At 66.8% G+C, this 19,641-nt stretch carries 17 protein-coding genes and 1 pseudogene; 8 read left to right on the top strand and 10 right to left on the bottom strand.

The window, feature by feature from the left end; all coding sequences use genetic code 11:
• Positions 1-24: 24 nt before the first annotated feature.
• The 3 genes and pseudogenes from V6W80_RS23910 to V6W80_RS01425 form a co-directional block, all read right to left on the bottom strand.
• A pseudogene (locus V6W80_RS23910) lies at positions 25-627 on the bottom strand (PAS domain-containing protein); the annotation flags it as partial.
• 495 nt (positions 628-1,122) lie between these two features.
• Positions 1,123-2,064: a GNAT family N-acetyltransferase gene (locus V6W80_RS01430; protein ID WP_338545689.1), complete on the bottom strand. Its 942-nt coding sequence runs from the start codon at positions 2,062-2,064 to the stop codon at positions 1,123-1,125.
• 70 nt (positions 2,065-2,134) lie between these two features.
• Entirely contained in the window at positions 2,135-3,454 is a 1,320-nt protein-coding gene (locus tag V6W80_RS01425) for a Na+/H+ antiporter family protein (protein ID WP_338545688.1), read from the bottom strand.
• Positions 3,455-3,724: 270 nt separating this feature from the next.
• Here V6W80_RS01425 and V6W80_RS01420 point away from each other — a divergent pair, with 270 nt between their 5' ends.
• Positions 3,725-4,009 carry a hypothetical protein gene (locus V6W80_RS01420; RefSeq protein ID WP_257704761.1) on the top strand — a complete coding sequence of 95 codons (285 nt, stop codon included), beginning with the start codon at positions 3,725-3,727 and terminating at the stop codon, positions 4,007-4,009.
• Positions 4,010-4,395: 386 nt separating this feature from the next.
• On the opposite strand, the gene V6W80_RS01415 is transcribed toward V6W80_RS01420, so the two are convergent.
• From V6W80_RS01415 to xylA, 4 genes are all read right to left on the bottom strand, one after another.
• Positions 4,396-5,532, bottom strand: a complete 1,137-nt coding sequence (locus tag V6W80_RS01415) for a sugar ABC transporter permease (protein WP_064306855.1) — start codon at positions 5,530-5,532, stop codon at positions 4,396-4,398.
• Entirely contained in the window at positions 5,532-7,088 is a 1,557-nt protein-coding gene (gene xylG, locus V6W80_RS01410) for a D-xylose ABC transporter ATP-binding protein (RefSeq protein WP_338545687.1), read from the bottom strand. Before xylG ends, V6W80_RS01415 begins: the two co-directional genes overlap by 1 nt.
• A 63-nt stretch (positions 7,089-7,151) precedes the next feature.
• Positions 7,152-8,153, bottom strand: a complete 1,002-nt coding sequence (gene xylF, locus V6W80_RS01405) for a D-xylose ABC transporter substrate-binding protein (protein ID WP_338545686.1) — start codon at positions 8,151-8,153, stop codon at positions 7,152-7,154.
• Positions 8,154-8,270: 117 nt separating this feature from the next.
• Positions 8,271-9,587 (bottom strand): xylose isomerase, encoded by a 1,317-nt coding sequence (xylA, locus tag V6W80_RS01400; protein ID WP_338545685.1) that lies wholly within the window; start codon positions 9,585-9,587, stop codon positions 8,271-8,273.
• A gap of 184 nt (positions 9,588-9,771) precedes the next feature.
• On the opposite strand from xylA, the gene V6W80_RS01395 reads away from it, so the two are divergent.
• Complete coding sequence (locus tag V6W80_RS01395; protein ID WP_338545684.1) at positions 9,772-11,025, top strand: XylR family transcriptional regulator; 1,254 nt, start codon at positions 9,772-9,774, stop codon at positions 11,023-11,025.
• Here V6W80_RS01395 and V6W80_RS01390 read toward each other — a convergent pair.
• A complete protein-coding gene (locus V6W80_RS01390) occupies positions 11,007-11,537 on the bottom strand; it encodes a Dps family protein (RefSeq protein WP_017639603.1) in 531 nt (176 codons plus the stop codon). The two genes, V6W80_RS01395 and V6W80_RS01390, sit on opposite strands and share 19 nt — an antisense overlap.
• A gap of 373 nt (positions 11,538-11,910) precedes the next feature.
• Between V6W80_RS01390 and V6W80_RS01385 the strand changes: the two genes are divergently transcribed.
• From V6W80_RS01385 to V6W80_RS01375, 3 genes are read left to right on the top strand one after another with little or no spacing between them, the layout of a single operon-like run.
• A complete protein-coding gene (locus tag V6W80_RS01385) occupies positions 11,911-12,624 on the top strand; it encodes a hypothetical protein (RefSeq protein WP_026083705.1) in 714 nt (237 codons plus the stop codon).
• The gene (locus V6W80_RS01380) at positions 12,621-13,034 is read left to right on the top strand and encodes a phage holin family protein (protein ID WP_093255052.1); all 414 of its coding nucleotides are present in this window, start codon (positions 12,621-12,623) and stop codon (positions 13,032-13,034) included. The genes V6W80_RS01385 and V6W80_RS01380 overlap by 4 nt, the downstream gene beginning before the upstream one ends.
• Positions 13,031-14,005 carry a DUF3618 domain-containing protein gene (locus V6W80_RS01375; protein WP_338545683.1) on the top strand — a complete coding sequence of 325 codons (975 nt, stop codon included), beginning with the start codon at positions 13,031-13,033 and terminating at the stop codon, positions 14,003-14,005. The genes V6W80_RS01380 and V6W80_RS01375 overlap by 4 nt, the downstream gene beginning before the upstream one ends.
• 97 nt (positions 14,006-14,102) lie before the next feature.
• On the opposite strand, the gene V6W80_RS01370 is transcribed toward V6W80_RS01375, so the two are convergent.
• On the bottom strand, positions 14,103-14,255 hold the full coding sequence (locus V6W80_RS01370) for a hypothetical protein (RefSeq protein ID WP_017639863.1): 153 nt from the start codon (positions 14,253-14,255) through the stop codon (positions 14,103-14,105).
• Positions 14,256-14,322: 67 nt separating this feature from the next.
• A complete protein-coding gene (locus V6W80_RS01365) occupies positions 14,323-15,303 on the bottom strand; it encodes an aldo/keto reductase (protein WP_338545682.1) in 981 nt (326 codons plus the stop codon).
• Between the two features lie 112 nt (positions 15,304-15,415).
• On the opposite strand from V6W80_RS01365, the gene V6W80_RS01360 reads away from it, so the two are divergent.
• The 3 genes from V6W80_RS01360 (at position 15,416) to V6W80_RS01350 (ending at position 19,635) form a co-directional block, all read left to right on the top strand.
• Entirely contained in the window at positions 15,416-16,330 is a 915-nt protein-coding gene (locus tag V6W80_RS01360; protein WP_338545681.1) for a LysR family transcriptional regulator, read from the top strand.
• A 71-nt stretch (positions 16,331-16,401) separates the two neighbouring features.
• Positions 16,402-18,135 (top strand): OPT family oligopeptide transporter, encoded by a 1,734-nt coding sequence (locus V6W80_RS01355; RefSeq protein WP_338545680.1) that lies wholly within the window; start codon positions 16,402-16,404, stop codon positions 18,133-18,135.
• A 219-nt stretch (positions 18,136-18,354) separates the two neighbouring features.
• The gene (locus tag V6W80_RS01350) at positions 18,355-19,635 is read left to right on the top strand and encodes an MFS transporter (protein WP_017639867.1); all 1,281 of its coding nucleotides are present in this window, start codon (positions 18,355-18,357) and stop codon (positions 19,633-19,635) included.
• Positions 19,636-19,641 lie beyond the last annotated feature (6 nt).

Raw genomic sequence — 19,641 nt, 5'->3', positions numbered from 1 at the left:
GCGCTTGGTCTGGCCGCGGGCGCGGAACCAGCGTACCTCGTTGTTCTTCAGCACCAGGCGATAGGTGATGTCGAAGCCGGTGCGGCCGCTGCGGTCGTTGATGTGCGAACCGAAGGCTTCCAGGACCCGGTCGCGATCTTCCGGATAGAGCCGCGAGGCCCAGCTGTCGAGTACGTCGGGGAATTCCTGGAGGGTCTCGTAGCCGAGCAGGCGTCGGAATTGCGGCGACCACCAGAAGGGATTTCTAGGATTGAGCGGATCGCCGGCGATCACCTCCATGTCCCAGAGGCCGTCGTTGAGCATCTCCCGCGCCAGTTCGAAGCGGGTCAGGGTGACGTCCAGCTCCTGGTCGCGCAGGCGCTGGTCGTGGATGTCGCGCAGCGAGCCAGCCGTGCGTAACGGCACGCCGCGTTCATCGCGCAGGGTCGCGCCAGTGGCGCGCATCCAGCGGTATTCACCGGATTTCAGGGCGATGCGGTATTGCACATCGAAGGGGGTCTGGCCGCTGCGATCCTTCATATGGGCAGCAAAGGCGTCCAGCACCCAGGCGCTGTCCTCGGGGTGCAGACGCTTGGCCCAGCTACCCAGTTCGCTGGGAAAATCGCTTTCGTCACGAAAGCCGAGCATGCTGCGGAATTGATTCGACCACCAGAAGGCGTTGCGCGGATTGACCGGATCGCCCGCCACCACCTCCATGTCCCAGAGACCTTCGCTGGAGCCCTGGCTGACCAGTTCGAAACGGGTACCCAGGCGCTTGGCCAGCGCTTCGCTCTCGGCCACCCGAGCGGTTAGCGTGGTATTGTCCTGATTGAGGATCTGGACCTGCTGCTGCAATTCACTCTGCTGCACCAGCAGGGCTTGCAGCCCCTTGGCCAGCCGGGCCAGGGTGGGATCGCCCTGGAAGCTGCCGATCTCGGCCAGGGGCGTGGCGGTTTCGGTCGCCGCGGCCAGAACGTCCAGTGCGCGCATGATCGAATAGTGCTTGAGCAAGGCCATGATCGAATCCTCAAGGAGAGCAGCCGCGGCAGGGGCTGCACGCGATCCGAATCCCTGTATCGGCCTTGCCGCTTCGCTCTTTAGCCCATTCCAGAGCCTTTTTCGCGGGTGATACCTCCCGCTCGACTAGCGCCAGTCGTCCAGCAACCAGACCTCGGGATGATCGTAATGGGCCTCGCCCCGGTGCAGGGTGATGCCGAGGATCTCGCTGCGAAATCCCTGCGCCAGCAGCCAGCGGTAGGCCCCCAGTCGGGCGGTGTTGACGCCGGCCAGCAGGCGCTGCTGGCCATGGTCCCGGGCCAGGCCGTCGCAGGCGGCGATCAGCCGAGCGAAGCGCGCCTCGGCCCCCATACCGGGCAGGACCGCCGCGCACTTGACATAGCAGACCCCGGTGCCCGCCTCGCTGTGGGGCCCGAAATGGCAGACGGCGAAACCCTCCGCCCGGCCCTGCGCGTCCTGCAGCAGCAGACTCTCGCCGAGTCCCTGCTCGTGCACCGCGGCCATTTCGGCGGAGACATCCAGCCCCGGGGCATTGGCCCGGCCCAGCTCGGCGCAAGCGGCCAGCAGCCGCTCGGGCTCGGCCGACAGGGAAAATCTCAGCGTTGGCGGTGCCGGGTGCGTCTGCAGTGGACGCGCCATCACCGCGGTCAGGGTGCGCGGCCAGAAGCCAAAGCCCTGGTAGAGCCCCAGGTGGCGCGGACTGTCGGGAAAGGTGAAGAGTCCGGCATGCAGCAGCTGCCAGGCATCGAGTTGCTCGACCGCGGCGCCCATCAGGGCCTTGGCCACCTTGGCGTCCCAATAGTCCGGATGCACGGCCAGCGGCCCGAGGATGCCGTGGCGCCCCCAGCGGGTGACGCAGACCGCGCCAACCAGTCGCTCGCCGTCGAGGGCCTTGAACCAGGCGGTGTGGGGCGCGGCGAAGCGACTACGCACATAGTCGCGGTCATTCCAGAATTCGCCTGGCTCGGCAGCGCCCATCCAGGTGGCGAAGGCCAGGCGCACCACCTCGGTGGTGGCGGGCAGGTCGGCGGCGGTAAGGGGTTCGACACTGAAGACGGGGCTGGACATGGGGCGGCTCCTTGGCTGTAGGCCTTGGACCCGCCCGGCCGGGGCTTTGCGCCCAGGCGGCAATCGCCGGTTACAGCAGCAGCACCGCGGCCCAGCCGAACAGCAGCATCGGCAGGCTGAAGTGCAGGAACGATGGCACCACGGTGTCCCAGATATGGCTGTGCTGGCCGTCGACATTGAGGCCCGAGGTGGGGCCCAGGGTGGAATCCGAAGCCGGAGAACCCGAGTCGCCGAGGGCACCGGCGGTGCCGATCAGGCAAACGATGGCCAGCGGCGAAAAGCCCAGATGCAGGCACAGCGGACCCAGGATGGCGGCGAGGATGGGCACGCTGGAAAAGGACGAGCCGATGCCCAGGGTCACCAGCATGCCCAGCAGCAGGAGCAGCAGCGCGCCCAGGGCGCGGTTGTCACCGATCAGGCCGGCGGCGGTGGCGGCCAGGTCCTTGATCTGGCCGGTGGCGGTGAGCACCTCGGCGAAGCCGCCGGCGGTCAGCATGATGAAGCCGATCACCGCCATCATCTTCGCGCCCTCGCTGAACAGATCGTCCGCCTCGCGCCAGCGCACCACGCCGGTGGCGGTAAAGACCAAGAAGCCGACCAGGGCGCCAAGAATCATGGAGTCCAGCCAGAGCTGCACGCCAAAGGCGGCGATCACGGCGACCAGCGCCACCAGCAGGGTGCGGCCGTTGTAGGGGCGGTCGGCCCGCTCGGTGCGCGCCACCAGACTCAGGTCGTATTGGCGCGGTCGGCGATAGCTGACAAAGACCGCCAGCAGCAGGCCGACCACCATGCCCAGGGCCGGCAAGAACATGGCGCGGCTGGGATCGACGCCGCTGACGTCCACCCCGGCGCGGGCCACGCTGGCCAGCAGGATGTCGTGCAGATAGAGACTGCCGAAGCCCACCGGTAGGAACATGTAGGGGGCGATCAGGCCAAAGGTCATGACGCAGGACAGCCGCCGCCGGTCCAGCTCCAGGCGCGTCAGCACATAGAGCAGCGGCGGCACCAGCAGCGGGATGAAAGCGATGTGGATGGGCAGGATGTTCTGCGAGGCGATGGACACCGCCAGCAGCAGGCCGAGCAATGCCCAGCGCAGCGAGCGTCCGCCCTGGGCAGCCTGACGCTCCATCAGCGCCAGGGCGCGATCGGCCAGCATGTGGGCCAAACCCGACTGGCTGATGGCCACGGCGAAGGCGCCCAGCAGCGCATAGGAGAGCGCCACCTTGGCGCCATTGCCCAGGCCGGCGTTGAAGGCCAGCAGGGTGCCCTCCAGCCCCAGGCCGCCCACCAGGCCACCGGCCACCGCGCCGGCGATCATCGCCACCACCACGTGCACCCGGGCCAGACTCAAGACCAGCATGAGTCCTACCGCTACCACCACCGCATTCATCGCCAGCTCCGCACCACCAGAAGGGCGCGCACTCTGCCGCAGCCCGGCACGGGCGTCAAAGGCCGGGGATGGATGGCGCGGCGCCTGGCTTACCCCCGAGCACGGAGGCGGCAGCTGCCTGCAACTACGTCAGCCACCAAGACCGATTAAGTGCCGGGGCAGGCTCATAGGATGAAAGGGGCATCGCGCAATCGCTCTGGACTGAACCTTTCAGCGCACGGTGACGTCTGAGTCGCACGCTTTCACGGTCACAACAAGGACGAGCTGCCCATGCAAAACGCCATTGATATGCTGATTACCGCGTTCAGCCCGCATTCCTGCCTGGCCGTCCCCCGCCGCGCCGACCGCACCCTGCTGTTCACCGTCACCGACACGGCCCGCGCGGTCACGGTCACCAAGGCCATTCCCCTGTGCAACCTGGAATGCCAGACCACCCTGGCCACCGTGATCAAGGATCTGCAGCGCGACCTCGATCGTGCGATCGGCACCCTGAGTCCGGCAAGCCTCGCCGACCTGCGCCAGCGCGGCCCACGGGTGCAGCGGTTCGAGAGCTGAGCGGAGATCGCAGGGGGGATCAAGCGCCTGTTGAGCCGCCCTCACCCCAGCCCTCTCCCTGAGGGAGAGGGGGCAACACAGCGCGAGGCAGACAGAGGAGTGATCGCGGGATGCCTCCCCTGTAGGAGCGGCCCATGGCCGCGATCCACGAGGCGTCGGCCCTCACCCCGGCCCTCTCCCAAGGGAGAGGGGGCAACACAGTGCGAGGCAGACAGAGGAGTAATCGCGGGATGCCTCCCCTGTAGGAGCGGCCCATGGCTGCGATCCGTGAGGCGTCGGCCCTCAGCCCGGTCCTCTCCCAAGGGAAGAGGGGGTCATTCGGAGCAATAGCTAGCCTGCCGTAGGGTGGATGACGACGCAGCCTCATCTTTCGCTGGTCATCCCGCTCAGCGCCGGCTGGTGCGGGTGCTGACGTCGACCCAGACCGCCAGGACCAGGATGCTGCCCTTGACGATCATCTGCCAGTAGCTGTCCACGTCGAGCATGGACATGCCGTTGTCCAGGCTGGCGATCACCAGGGCGCCGAGCAGGGCGCCATAGACGGTGCCTGAGCCGCCGCGCATGGAGGTGCCACCGATGAAGCAGGCGGCGATGGCGTCCAGTTCGCCCATGGTGCCGGCCGAGGGCGAGCCGGCGGCCAGGCGAGCGGTGTTGACCAGGCCGGCCAGGGCGCACATCACGCCCATGAGGCCGAAGATGCCGAGCTTGATCGCCCGGACGTTGATGCCCGACAACCGCGTGGCTTCCAGGTTGCTGCCCACCGCATAGATGCGCCGACCGAACACCGTCTGGCTGGTGATGTAGCTGAACACCCCGAGCAGCACCAGCAGGATCAACACCGGCACCGGGATGCCGTCGTAGCGGTTGAGGGTCTGGATGAAGGCCACCAGCACCACGCCGATCACCACCACCCGCAGCACGTCGCGCCACAGCGGCGCCAGGGCGAGGCCGAGGGTCTTGCGCTTGCTGCGCTGGCGCCAGGTGAGCACCACGGCCACCGCGAACAGCAGCACGCCCAGGACGCTGCCCACCACCGGCGGCAGATAGCCCTGGCCGAGGTAGACCAGCTCCGGCGATACCGGCGCGACGGTGACGCCGCCGGTGAGTCCCAGCAGCACGCCGCGAAAGGCCAGCATGCCGCCGAGGCCGACGATGAACGACGGTATCCCCCGATAGGCACTCAGGTAGCCGTTGATCAGGCCGATCAGCAGACCGCCGGCGGCCACCGCCAGCAGGGTGATCGGCAGGGGCACGTGGTAGGTGACGTCGAGTATCGCCGCCACTCCGCCGAGCAGGCCGAGTTGCGAGCCCACCGAGAGGTCGATCTCGCCGGCGATGATTACCAGCACCATGCCGCAGGCGAGGATGCCGGTGATGGACATCTGCCGCAGCAGGTTGGAAAGGTTGCGCGGGGTGACGAAGCCGCCTTCGGTCTGCCAGCTGAAGAACAGCCAGATCAGGGCCACGGCGATCAGCAGGGCGAGCATCTTGTAACGGGTGAACAGCTGTTTCACGGCGTGCATCAGAAGTGCTCCCGGGCTTGGGCGACCGCCCGTTCGGTGGTACCCAGGGCGGCGGCCAGTACCCGCTCCTGGGTCAGATTCTCATTGGGGAAATCGCCGCGCAGTCGGCCTTCGCCGAGCACCAGCACCCGGTCGGAGACGCCGAGCACCTCGGCCAGCTCCGAGGAGACCATGACGATAGCCACGCCCTCCGCCGCGAGCAGGCCGATCAGCCGGTAGATCTCGAACTTGGCGCCGACGTCGACGCCGCGGGTGGGCTCGTCGAGGATCAGCACCTTGGGCCGCGCCAGCAGCATCTTGGCGAGCACCGCCTTCTGCTGATTGCCGCCGGAAAGGCCGGTGATGGGCAGGAAGGGGCTGCTGGTCTTTAGCTGTAGCCGGGCGATCTCGCTGTCGATGCAGGACAGTTCCGCTTCGCTGTCGATGCGACTCAGGTGGGCGAATCTGTCCAGCACCGTGAGGGTGATGTTGGAGCCCACCCCCAGGTCGGGAATGATGCCCTGGCGTTTGCGATCCTCCGGCACCAGGCACAGGCCGGCGCGGATGGATTTCAGCGGGGTACGGGTGTCGATGCGCTGGCCATGGAGCCAGACCTCGCCTTCGTAGCGGCCGTCGTAGGCACCGAAGATGGCCGAGACCAGCTCGGTGCGCCCGGCGCCCACCAGCCCGGCGATGCCGAGGATCTCGCCGGCGCGCACGGCGAAGGAGACGTCGTCGACGCGCTTGCGCTGGGGATTGTCAACGTCCAGGCAGGTGAAGCGACGCGCCTCGAAGATCACCTCGCCGATTTCATGGGGAATCTGTGGATAGAGGTTGGTCATGGCGCGGCCGACCATCTGGGTGATGATGCGGTCGATGTCCATCTCGGCCATGGGCGTGGTGGCGATGTGCTTGCCGTCGCGGATCACCGTGATGGTGTCGCAGATGGCCGCCACCTCGTCGAGCTTGTGCGAGATGTAGACGCAGGCTACACCTTGCGCCTTGAGGTCGCGGATGATGTCCAGCAGCACGGCGATCTCGGAGGTGGTCAGCGCCGAGGTGGGCTCGTCGAGGATCAGCAGCCGGGCATTCTTGTTCAGCGCCTTGGCGATCTCCACCAGTTGCTGCAGGCCGCCGCCGTACTGGGACACCGGCAGGGCCACGTTCATGTCCGGCACCTTGAGCCGGCGCATCAGCTCGGCCGAGCGCTGCAGCATGGTCGGATAGTCCAGCCGCCCGCCGAAGCGGCGCGGCTCGTGGCCCATGAAGATGTTCTCGGCCACGGACAGATCGGGTACCAGGGTCAGTTCCTGGTGGATGATGACGATGCCGGCCGCCTCGGATTCGGCGATGGACTGGGCCTCCAGGGGGCGCCCGTCCCAGCGGATCTCGCCTTCCCAGGTGCCGTGGGGATAGACCGCCGAGAGCACCTTCATCAGGGTGGACTTGCCGGCGCCGTTCTCGCCGCACAGCCCTACGCATTCGCCCGGACGCACCTTGAGATCGATGCCATCCAGCGCCCGCACCCCACCAAAGCTCTTGGCGATGCCGTGCATTTCCAGCAGATAGTCGGCCATGGCCGCTCCTTGCCCAGGGGCCGCCCGACGCCAGGCGTCAGGCGACCAGCCGGTGGCCAGTGGTTATTTGCCGTCGATCTGGGCCTGGGTGTAGAAGCCGTCCTTGACCAGCAGGTCGACGTTGGCCTTGGTCAGCTCGGTGGGGGTGAGCAGCAGGGTGTCGACCTTCTTGGTGCCATTGTCGTAGCTGGAGTTGAAGGCTGGCTTCTCGTTGCGCACCAGTTGCACCGACAGCTTGGCCGCCTCGGAGGCGATCAGCTTGAGCGGCTTGTAGACGGTCATGGTCTGGGTGCCGGCGATCACCCGCTTGATGGCAGCGAGGTCGGCGTCCTGACCGGACACGGCCACCTTGCCGGCCAGCTTCTGCGCGGCCAGGGCCTGGATGGCGCCGCCGGCGGTGGCGTCGTTGGAGGCGACGATGCCGTCGATCTTGTTGTCGTTGGCGGTCAGGGCGTTCTCGACGATGGCCAGCGCCTCGGTCGGGTTCCACTCCTTGACCCACTGCTGGCCGACGACCTTGACGTCGCCCTTGTCGATGGCCGGCTGCAGGACCTTCATCTGGCCCTGGCGGAGGATCTTGGCGTTGTTGTCGGTGGGCGCCCCGCCGAGCAGGAAGAAGTTGCCCTTGGGCTGGGCCTTGAGCACGCCACCGGCCTGCATCTCGCCGACCTTTTCGTTATCGAAGGAGATATAGGCGTCGATGTCAGCGTTGAGGATCAGGCGGTCATAGGAGATCACCTTGACCCCGGCCTTCTTGGCCTCGGCCACCACGTTGTTCAGCACCGTGGCGTTGAAGGGCACGATGACGATGGCGTCCACGCCGCGGGAGATCAGGTTCTCGATCTGCGACAGCTGGCGCTGCTCGTTGGCGTCGGCGGATTGCACATAGACCTTGGCGCCGAGTTGCTCGGCGGCGGCGACGAAATAGTCGCGGTCACGGGCCCAGCGCTCTAGGCGCAGGTCGTCGATGGAAAAACCGATCTTGGGATGCTGGGCGTCGGCCTGGGCGAAACCGGTGGTGCAGAGGGCGAGCAGACCGGCGAGCAGGGTCGTCTTGAGGTTCATGGTGGCGTCCTTGGTTATTGTTGTTGTGGAGCGGGCGAACGGATTCGAGTGTAACGATTCAGCGGGCTGGCACAAGCGGGTCAAGCAGGCATTTCTGCCGACCCGCTCGCGCGGTCGCTAGCGATACAGATAGCGGTTGACGACGCCTTCGAGCATTTCCTGGCGACCGCTCACCGGCTGGGGCGCCAGGCCCTGGCTGAAGGTGTGTTCGGCCAGTTGTTCCAGGCTCAGCTGGCCCCCGAGGATGCGTTGGCCGAGGGACTGGTCCCAGCCGGCATAGCGCTCGCTCTTGAACTTACCCAGGGGGTCGTCCTGCAGCAGTGCTGCGGCGCGTTCCAGGGACAGCGCCAGGGTGTCCATGGCCGCCACGTGGCCGTGGAACAGGTCGACGTCGTCCAGGCTCTGGCGCCGGACCTTGGCATCGAAGTTGAAGCCGCCACGGGTGAAGCCGCCGCCCTTGAGGATCTCGTAGATCGCCAGGGTCATCTCCTCGACGCTGTTGGGGAACTGGTCGGTGTCCCAGCCGTTCTGCGGATCGCCGCGGTTGGCGTCGATGCTGCCGAACACGCCCAGGGCCACGGCGCTGGCGATCTCGTGCTGGAAGCTGTGCCCGGCGAGGGTGGCGTGGTTGGCCTCGATGTTGACCTTGATCTCCTTCTCCAGCCCGAATTGCTGCAGGAAGCCGAAGACGGTGGCCACGTCATAGTCATACTGGTGCTTGGTCGGCTCCTGGGGCTTGGGCTCGATCAGCAGATCGCCCTGGAAGCCGATGCGGTGCTTGTGCTCCACCACCATCCGCATGAAGCGGCCGAGTTGCTCGCGCTCGCGTTTGAGGTCGGTGTTGAGCAGGGTCTCGTAGCCTTCGCGACCGCCCCACAGTACATAGTTGTCGCCGCCCAGGCGGTGGGTGGCGTTCATCGCCGTGCAGACCTGAGTGGCCGCGCAGGCGAAGACCTCCGGATCGGGGTTGCTGGCGGCGCCGGCGGCGTAGCGCGGGTGGCTGAAGCAGTTGGCGGTGCCCCACAGCAGCTTGAGGCCGGACTCGCTCTGGTGCCGCTCCAGCTCGTCCACCAGGCGGGCGAAGTTCTCGCGGTACTCGGTGAAGTTGGCGCCTTCGGGGGCTACGTCGGTGTCGTGGAAGCAGTAGTAGTCCACGCCCAGCTTGCTGAAGAATTCGAAGGCCGCGGCGGCCTTGGCGCGCGCCTGTTCCAGGGGCGAACCCGCCGCCTGCCAGGGCCGCTGGAAGGTGCCCTGACCAAAGACATCGCTACCCGGCCAGACGAAGGTATGCCAGTAGCAGACCGCCATCCGCAGGTGCTCGCGCATGGGCTTGCCCATGACCAGGCGATCGGCCTCGTAGTGACGGAAGGCAAGCGGGGAATCGCTGTCGGGCCCGGCGTAGCGGACCTTCTCGACATTGGGGAAATAAGCCATGGCGTTGTCCTTGTTCTTATCTAGCGCACCCGATACGGCGTACCGGTTTGCGTCGATGGTAGCGCCGCCACCTGGGCTGCCTATTGTGAAAATCACCAGGGCCAGGTGCGATTTTGCTGCTTGAGGGGCGGGCTCGCCGGTCGTAGTCTGGAGCCCCACCCGCGCTTCCTGCCAGAAATCCGCCATGCCCAGCCAGCCGCTCGTCCACCGCGTCGCCCTGCTGTTCAACGGCAGCAAGATCTACGATCGCGGCATCCTGGCCGGCATCGGCAACTACCTGAGCGGCACCCGGGCGCGCTGGGATCTGTTTCTGGAAGAGGATTTCCTCTGCCGGCTCAAGGGCATCGAGCGCTGGCAGGGCGACGGCATCATCGCCGACTTCGACGATCCGGCGGTGAGCGCCGCCCTGGCCCATAGCAACCTGCCAGTGGTGGCCGTCGGCGGTTCCTACGCGACCCCTGGGGACTACCCACCGGGCATTCCCTATGTGGCCACCGACAACGCCGCCCTGGTGCGCCTGGCCTACGACCATCTGATCGAATCCGGGCTGACCCGCTTCGCCTGCTTCAGCCTGCCGGCCGCCGAGACCAATCGCTGGGCCGGCGAGCGCGAGGCGGCCTTTGCCGCCCTGCTCCGCCGCGATGGCCTGCCGGTGGAGATCTATCGCGGCCTGGAGACCAGCGCACCGCTGTGGGACACGGCCGTGGAACAGCTGATCGCCTGGCTGGAGGCCCTGCCCAAGCCGGTGGGCATCCTGGCCGTCACCGACGCCCGGGCGCGGCAACTCCTGCAGGCCTGCCTCACCGCCGGCATCCCGGTGCCGGAACAGGTGGCGCTGGTGGGTATCGACAATGATCCCCTGGCCCGGACCCTGACCCGGGTGCCCCTGACCTCGGTGATCCAGGGCACCGAGGCCATCGGCCGCGAGGCGGCGCGACTGCTGCATCAGCGGCTGCACGGCGTCGAACTCGGCGCACCACGGGTGCTGATCCCGCCGGAGGGGATCAATATTCAGGCCTCCAGTCGCCATCAGGCAGTGCGCCATCCCCAGGTGATGCGCGCCCTGCACTTCATTCGCCAATACGCCTGCCAGGGCATCAAGACCGCCCAGGTGGCCAGCTACGTGGGCATCTCCCGGTCAGCGCTGGAAATGTCCTTTCGCCGCGAGCTGGGCCGCAGCGTCCATGACGAAATTCTCGGCTTCAAGCTGGCCGCGGCCGCGGTCGCCCTGCAGGAAGGGGCGCCGAGCCTGGCCGAGGTCGCCCGGCGCTGCGGCTTCACCTCGGCGCAGTACCTGCACTCGGTGTTTCGCCGCGAATTCGGCTGTACGCCGCGACAGTATCAGCAGCGCCCCGTGGCGCTGAAAGACGCCCATGAAAAAGCCCGTCCGGAGACGGGCTTTCAGGAAGCGACCGTGGCTTATTTGCCGACGGTCTGACCCAGGAACCAGGCACGCTCTTCGGCCTGGTCGATCCACTCTTCCAGCAGGCTGGTGGTGGAGACGTCGTTGGCGTCGTCGGTCAGGGTGTGGGTGGTACGCATGTAGGCAGCCAGCGACTGGTTGTCATCATGCAGCTCGGTCAGCATCTGATCGGCCGACAGGTCGGTAGCGTCGCTGCTGGCCAGGCGCTTGAGTTGCACCATCTGCTCCAGGGAGCGCACGGTGGGCTGACCGATCTTGCGCGCACGCTCGGCGATCAGGTCGGTGATGCCATACAGCTGGGTAGCCTGCTCTTCCAGCAGCAGATGGTAGTCGCGGAAATGCGAGCCCTTCATGTGCCAGTGGTAGTTCTTGGTCTTGATGTACAGCGCGAAGACATCGGACAGCAGCACGGCCAGGGCTTCGCCTACAGCCTGCTGGTTCTGCAGGGTGGCGTCTTCGCCTTGATGGGCTTTCTGCTTGACGCTGGAAACGGTCTTGAGTTCTTGCTTGGCATTGGCAACGGCCATGAGAGATCTCCTGTCAGGACGTGAAGAGAAAAAGGGGTTCGCTTGGGTTGGCGCGAACATCAACGTCTGCAGAAATCGACCGCACCAGGCGAAAAATCGTTCATCGAATTTGCATATCGCCACCATGGGCATGACGAATGGTTGCCGCTGTTGCGACTGCGTTTCATTGCCCGCCCTAGAGCCCACCCGCCACCGCCGCCGTTGCGCTTGTAGCTAGCTCTGTAGGTAAAACCGTTTGTCAGCTCCGCCATCAAACCGGCGCTGTGTGAGAACCGTCACTCCTTCTACCCGGTCACCTAAAGGCAAGGCACACGAACGGTCGCCGAGAGTTCTCTGCCGGCCAAGACAAGGTTCTGCACATAGGTACCAGCGTATGACGACGCCCCTCGATTCCGCTCAGGGACACCCCTCGCAGGCCAAGGACGGCTCTACGGCAGAAGCCCATCTGCACGACCTCAAGGAGGTCGCTCGGGACACGGTGCAAGACGCCAAGCAAGAAGGCGCTGCGCATTACGAACACTATCGCGATAGCGCGGCCGACCAGCTCGGCGCCATCGCCCAGAGCGCCCAGGCGGCCGCCGACGAACTGGAAGACAAGGACACCCTGGGCCTGGCGCACTATGTCAGCGACATGGCGCAAAGCCTGACCGGCCTGGCCGAGGATCTGCGCGGCAAAAGCGCCGAGCAGCTGCTGCACCAAGCCGGCACCCTGGCGCGGGACAATCCGGCCCTGTTCCTCACCAGCAGCATCGCCATCGGCTTCGGGCTGTCGCGTTTTCTCAAGGCTTCCAGCCAGCCGGATACCGGCAGCAGCTCGCGCGTCAGCGGCCCCGACGAGGTGCCTTCGCTGACCACGCCCTCGGTCGCGGCGGAAAACGAACTGGCGGAGCCGGCGGCGGGTGCCGATGTCATCCACACCAACAACATTCCCAAGGGTCCTGACCTCCATACCCCGACCACGACCCGTGGCGGCGACCCCATCGGCGGCGCGGCGATCAATCCAGCGCGCAGCGACAGCAGCCTGAACACCGGTACCTCGTCCAGCCAGCTGGATCGACCCACCCTGAGCGGAGGCAAGCAGCCATGATCAACGAGAATCCCACTCCGCGCCCCACCGAAGGCGATACCTCGGTCGTCGGCCTAGTCAAGCAGCTGGTCCATGAGGTCCCGGCCCTGTTCACCAAGGAACTGGCGCTGGCCAAGGCCGAACTGGGCGAGTCCCTGCGCACCACCAAGGCCGGTGTGGCCGGGGTCGCTGCCGGTGCCATCGTGCTGCTGGCCGGCTTCATCGTGCTGCTGATGGGTGTCGTCTACTTCCTCTCCCAGTACCTCACGCCCTGGGCCGCCGCCTTGCTGGTGGGCGCCGTGGTCATGGTGATCGGCTTCATCATGCTGCAGTCGGGCAAGAAGCAGTTCGAACCGTCCCACTTCACCCCTGATCGCACCGTCAACAGCCTGCAGAAGGACAAGGACGCCGTACGGAGGGCCGCACAATGAGCATCACCGACCAGATCGATCAGGAATCCCGCAAGAATCCCGAGGAGCTCGAACGCGAGATCGACCAGAAGCGCGGACACATCGAAGACCTGGTGGGCGCCCTGGAAAGCCGCCTGTCGCCGGGCCAGCTGTTCGACCAGGCGCTGTCCTACACCAAGGGGCACAGCGGGGAGTTCGCCCATAATCTGGGCAATACCCTCAAGGCCAATCCGGTCCCGGCGGTGCTGACCTCGGTGGGTCTGCTGTGGCTGGCCCTGGGCCAGAACCGCGCCCCGGCGCCGGCTACGCCGGGCACCCCGCTCAAGGACAAGCTGACGGGGGCCATGAGTTCAGTGGCCAGCAGTGCCGGCCATACCCGCGACTCTCTGAACCGCGGCAGTCACGACGTACGCGACAAGGTGACCGGCCTGGGCGAAAGCGTATCGGCCAAGGCCTCTCAGACGGGTGAGCGCTTGAGCGATACCGCGGCTCAGACCAAGGACGCCCTGGGCGCCCAGGCGCAACAGCTCAAGGGCACCTTCGATACCCTGCTGCGCGAACAGCCGCTGGTGGTAGGCGCACTGGGCATCGCCCTCGGTGCGCTGCTGGGAGCCTCGCTGCCGCGCACCGAGACCGAGGATCGCGCCTTGGGCAAGCACAGCGACAAGCTGACCGCCAAGGCCAAGCAAGCGGCGAGCAGCGGCTATGAGCAGGTCAAGGCAGCGGGGCGCGACGTGGCGAGCGATGCGCGCCAGACTCGTCATGACCGGGATCAGCACGCCGGTACAGGGCCGTCGTCCAGCCACCTGGGTAACGATCCCGACGCAGGCGTCGAGTCCATGGCGGGCTCCCCAATCGCTGGCACCGGCAGTACCCTGGGAGCCACTCAGGCGACCGCGGGCATGAACGTCGGTCGTACCGCTGCCCACGGCAATACGCCTGGTGCCGTGGGCGACGAGAGCGGCATGGCCACCCCGCCGCGCAGCGTCTAACCCGGCAAGACTGCCGGGGTCAGCAAAGGACCCCGGCCACAAACAGCAAAGGCGCACAGGTCTGACCCGTGCGCCTTTGCTCGTTTTAGTACCCGCCTCAGTAACCCGGATCCGGATTTTCCTTGGGCTGCTCGGGCCGCTTGTCGTTCTGCGGGCGCTGTTCTTCACCGCCCTGATTGAGTTCCTTGTGGGTCTCGCCGACCTTGCCGGCGTTTTCCGGCTTATGGTCGAGATCGTCGCGCTTGGCCATGATGCTCACCTCTTGTGGCTGAGTAGGTTAGGCAACGGCGCGGGGCCAGGGTGCCCGCGCCAGCAGATCAACGTAAGGGCGGCGCCATGAATTCCGGGCCCACCGGATCCTTGACGTGTTCGGCGAGGAGGGCGTCGATGGCCGCCAGGTCCTCGGCGGACAGCTGCCAGCCAAAGGCCTCGTCCAACCCCTGCAGCTGCTCGGGCTTGCGCGCACCCCAGAGGGCGATGGTCGGCCCCTGATCGAGGATCCAGCGCACTGCCAGGGCCAGCACCGACTTGCCATGACGCTCGCGGGCGAAGGCGGTCAGGGCCTCCACCGCGGCCAGGTACTGAGCGAAGCGCGGGGCCTGGAACTTGGGATCGCCCTGACGCAGGTCGTCGCCGTCGAAGCGGGTCTCGGCGTTCATGCGTCCGGACAGCAGCCCGCGACATAGGGCGCCATAGGCCAGCACTACCAGACCATGACGCTGAGCATAGGGCAGCACATCGTTCTCGATGGCGCGCTCGAAGAGGTTGTAGGGCGGCTGCACGGTGGACAGATTGGCGAACTGGCGGAAGGCTTCCAGCTGCTCGGGCGAATAGTTGCTCACGCCTATGGCGAGGATCTTGCCCTCCTGGCGCAGGCGCTCAAGTTCACGCGCGGTTTCTTCGTGGGGTACCTGGGGATCGGGCCAGTGCACCTGATAGAGGTCGATACGATCGGTGCGCAGGCGCCGCAGGGAATCCTCCACCTCCTGGCGGATGCGCGCGGCGCTGGCGTTGCGACGCACCTCTTCGTTGGGCCATTCCAAGGCCACCTTGGTGGCGATCACCGCCTGGTCGCGGATACCTTCCAGGGCCTTGCCGACGATCTCCTCGGAACGACCGAAGCCGTACACCGGGGCGGTGTCGATCAGGTTGATGCCGCCTTGGACGGCGCCACGGATGGTCTCGATGGAGCGGGCCTCGTCGGTACCGCCCCACATCCAGCCGCCAATGGCCCAGGTGCCCAGGCCGATACGGGAAACAGGGGTATCGATACCGGGGATGCGCAGGGTTTCAGTCATAGGGAGCTCCAGGCGAAGACGCCAGTCGGAAGGGTTAGCCTTGTGAGGCTAATTCAAAAGGCGTTGAATGGGGCTCAACGAACTCTTGATCCTTATCGCGTGAGGGTTGTGCATGCCAACGCTGAATCGCGGCGAACTGGCCGATCTCAACGTCTTCGTCGCCCTGGTGCGCCGGCGCAGCTTTCGCCAGGCCGCCATCGAACTGGGCGTCACCACGTCGGCGCTGAGCCATGCCCTGCGCCAACTGGAGACCCGCCTGGGGGTCAAGCTGCTCAATCGCACCAGCCGCTCGGTGGTGCCGACCCTGGCCGGCGCGACCTTGGCGGAAAAGCTCGAACAGGGTTTCGCCCTCATCGGCGAGGCCCTGGGCGAGCTGGACCAGCACCGCGACGCCCCGGTCGGTCGCCTGCGCCTGAGCGTGCCGCGGGATGCGGCGCGCCTGCTGGTGACCCCGACCCTGCCCCGGCTACTGGCGGCCTATCCGCAACTGCAGCTGGACATCAGCGTCGAGGATCGTCCGGTGGACATCGTCGCCGATGGCCTCGATGCCGGCATCCGCTATGGCGACACCGTGCCCCAGGACATGGTCGCCCTGCCGCTCACCGACGAGTTGCGCTGGATCGTGGTGGGCGCCCCTGACTACCTGGCCCGCCACGGTCGGCCGCAGCGGCCGGACGATCTCGTCGAGCACCGCTGCGTGCGGCTGCGGCTGGGCAATGGCACCCTCTATCGCTGGGAACTGGGCAGCGGCGCCACGACCCGTACCTTGGACGTGCCGGGCCCGCTCACGGTCAACGAGACCGAGACCTCGATCCAGGCCGCCCTCGATGGCCTGGCCCTGGCCTACTGTCTGGAATGGCGGGTGGCCACGGAGCTGCGCGACGGCCGCCTGGAGCAGGTACTACCGGACTGGGCCTCGCCCGGTGCGCCCCTGTGCATCTACTACCCGAGTCGACGCCAGCCCCCGCCAGGCTTGCGCCAGCTGATCGAAGCCCTCCGTCAGACCTGGACCGAGCGGCATCCCTGAACCGGGCGAACCAACCGGCGCGGAGAGAGGTCCCCTGACCACGCCGTGATCGCCTGACCGAGGAGGCCCCCTTGCCCGCTGCCAACGCCGCCGCATCCGACCTGCCGCTGCCCGTGGAACGCGAACTCAGTCCGCGGGCGCTGCTCACCGGCGCGCTGCTGGGCATCCTGCTGACCCCGGCCAACGTCTATGCCGGGCTCAAGATCGGTTGGTCGTTCAACATGTCGATCATCGCCCTGCTGGTGAGCTACGGCCTCTGGCATCGCCTGGGCCGCCGGCTGCAGCAACCGGGCTGGACGCTGCACGAGAGCAACATCAACCAGACCGTGGCCTCGGCGGCCGCCAGCATCGTCTCCGGCGGGCTGGTGGCGCCCATCCCCGCCTATACCCTGCTGACCGGCCAGGAACTGCCGACCCTGCCGCTGATGGGCTGGGTGTTCGCGGTGAGCTTTCTCGGCATCTGGGTGGCCTGGTATCTGCGCCCCCTGCTGCTGGCCGATGCCAGTCTGAGATTTCCCGAGGGCCTGGCCACCCTGGAGGCGCTGCGCCAGGTCTATGCCAGCGGCGCCGAGGCCCTGGCCCGGCTGCGGGTGCTGCTGGGCGCCCTGACGCTGTCGGCGGCGGTCAAACTGGTGGACACCTTCGCCTGGATGCTCCCGCGAGCGGCGCCTTCGCCCGCCCTGGAGCGGCTGACCTTCAGCTTCGATCCCTCGCTGCTGCTGCTCGGCTTTGGCGGCATCATCGGCCTCAGGGTCGGGCTGTCGCTGCTATTCGGCACCTTGCTGGCCTGGGGCGGTGTCGTGCCCTGGCTGCTGGCCAGCGGCGTCGCCGCGCTGCCGGCGGACGCCAGCGGCCCGCAATACGCCTTCCTGGTGCAATGGCTGCTCTGGCCGGGGGTGAGCCTGATGGTCAGCGCCACCCTGGCTTCCCTGGCGGTACGGCTGATCACCCTGCCGCGCGGCGAACGGCAGCGCCAGGGCTGGCAGCGACCCCGTGCCTGGCCACTGGCGCTGTTGCTGGTGGCGGCTCTGCTGGTGGTGGTGCTGCAGGTACGGCTGTTCGGCATCGATCCCTGGCTGGCCCTGCTCGCCCTGCCCCTGGCGCTGTTTCTCGCCGCCATGGCCGCGCGGGTGGTGGGCGCCACCGGCATTCCCCCCATTGGCGCCATCGGCCAGCTGTCGCAGCTGACCTTTGGCCTGGCTGCCCCTGGCCAGGTCAACATCAACCTGATGGGCGCCAACACCGCCGGTGGCGCGGCTGGCCAGAGCACCGACCTGATGAACGATTTCAAGGTCGGCCAGGCCATCGGCGCCACGCCCGCCAAGCAGGTGGTGGCTCAGTGCCTGGGCATCGCCCTGGGCGCGGTGACCGGGGTGCTCACCTATCGGCTGCTAATTCCCGACCCCCAGGCGCTCCTGCTCAGTGCCGCTTGGCCGGCCCCGGCGGTGGCCCAGTGGAAGGCAGTGGCGGAAACCCTGACCCAGGGCCTGGGCGCCCTGGATGAGGCCATGCGCCTGGGCATCGTCCTGGGTGCCCTGGCCGGCGTGCTGCTGGGCCTGGCCGAAGCCCTGCTGCCTGCCCGTCGCGCGCACTGGCTGCCCAGCTCTGCAGCCCTGGGCCTGGCCTTCATCCTGCCGGCCTCGGTGTCGCTGATGATGACCCTCGGCGCCCTGCTCACCGCCCTGGTGCGCTGGCGGGCGCCGCGCCTAGCCGAGCGCTTCGCCCTGGCGGCCGCGGCGGGACTCATCGCCGGGGAAAGCCTGGCCGGTGTCGGGGCGGCCTTCTGGCAGATGCTCACATCTTGAACTGCGACATCTTGTCAACTGGACAATAATTTCCAGACGTAATGTCGCGAAGCTTTCAATAACCTTTCAAACCCATGAAATTCGGGGGTTGCGGTCCGATTCAGCTTGCCAGCGCGCTTTTGCAACACATAAGGTTACAAATAGTGCGACCCACCCATGAGAGGTCTGGGCGCCTTGCGCGAGCTGTCTCCATAACAAACCCAATCCGAGCTAGCAGTCATGGCCACCACCTCGAAAGCCAAATCCGTGTTCCGCGTCGTCAGCGGAAACTTCCTCGAAATGTACGACTTCATGGTCTATGGCTTCTATGCCACGGCCATCGCCAAGACCTTCTTTCCCGGCGATAACGAACTCGCCTCCCTGATGCTGTCGCTGGCCACCTTTGGCGCCGGCTTCCTGATGCGTCCCCTGGGGGCCATCTTCCTCGGCGCCTACATCGACCGGCACGGTCGGCGTCACGGCCTGATCGTCACCCTGGCGCTGATGGCCCTGGGTACCCTGCTGATCGCCGTGGTGCCGGGCTATGCCACCCTCGGCGTCGCCGCCCCGCTGCTGGTGCTGCTCGGCCGCCTGCTGCAGGGCTTCTCCGCTGGCGTCGAACTGGGCGGCGTGTCCGTCTACCTGTCGGAAATCGCCACTCCGGGCCGCAAGGGCTTCTTCGTTTCCTGGCAATCCGCCAGTCAGCAGGTCGCGGTGGTCTTCGCCGGCGTGCTGGGCGCGCTGCTCAACCACTGGCTGTCGCCCGCCGAGATGGGTGAATGGGGCTGGCGCATTCCCTTCCTGATCGGCTGCCTGATCGTGCCCTTCCTGTTCATGATCCGCCGCTCCCTGGAAGAGAGCCCGGAATTCGAGGCGCGCAAGCATCGCCCGACCTTCCGCGAGACCATGACCTCCATCCGCCAGAACTTCGGCGTGGTGCTGGCCGGCGTGGCCATGGTCTCCATGACCACCGCCTCCTTCTACCTGATCACCGCCTACACCCCGACCTTCGGCAAGCACGAGCTGAACCTGACCGCCCTGGACAGCCTCATCGTGACCGCCTGCGTGGGCGTGTCCAACTTCATCTGGCTGCCGGTGATGGGCGCCCTGAGCGATCGCGTCGGCCGGCGTCCGCTGCTGATCTTCGCCACCGTGCTGGCCATCCTCACCGCCTACCCGGCGATGATCTGGCTGACCCACGCCCCGGGTTTCTCGCGCCTGCTGATGGTCGAGCTGTGGTTGTCCTTCCTCTATGGCACCTACAACGGTGGCATGGTGGTGGCCCTGACCGAGGTGATGCCGGCCCATGTGCGCACCACCGGCTTCTCCCTGGCCTACAGTCTGGCCACCGCGACCTTCGGCGGCTTCACCCCGATGGTCTGCACCTGGCTGATCCAGGAGACCGGCAACAAGGCCGCCCCCGGCATGTGGCTGACCCTGGCCGCCGTGCTCGGCCTGGTCGCGACCCTGACCCTGTTCAAGGGCAACGCCCAGCCGCGCTTCAAGGCCGCTACCGCCTGAGGAGGT

The organism is Pseudomonas benzopyrenica, assembly GCF_036884265.1.
GTDB lineage: Bacteria > Pseudomonadota > Gammaproteobacteria > Pseudomonadales > Pseudomonadaceae > Chryseomonas > Chryseomonas benzopyrenica.
Note: the sequence above shows the minus strand (reverse complement) of the source record. Positions and strands in the feature narration are given on the sequence as shown.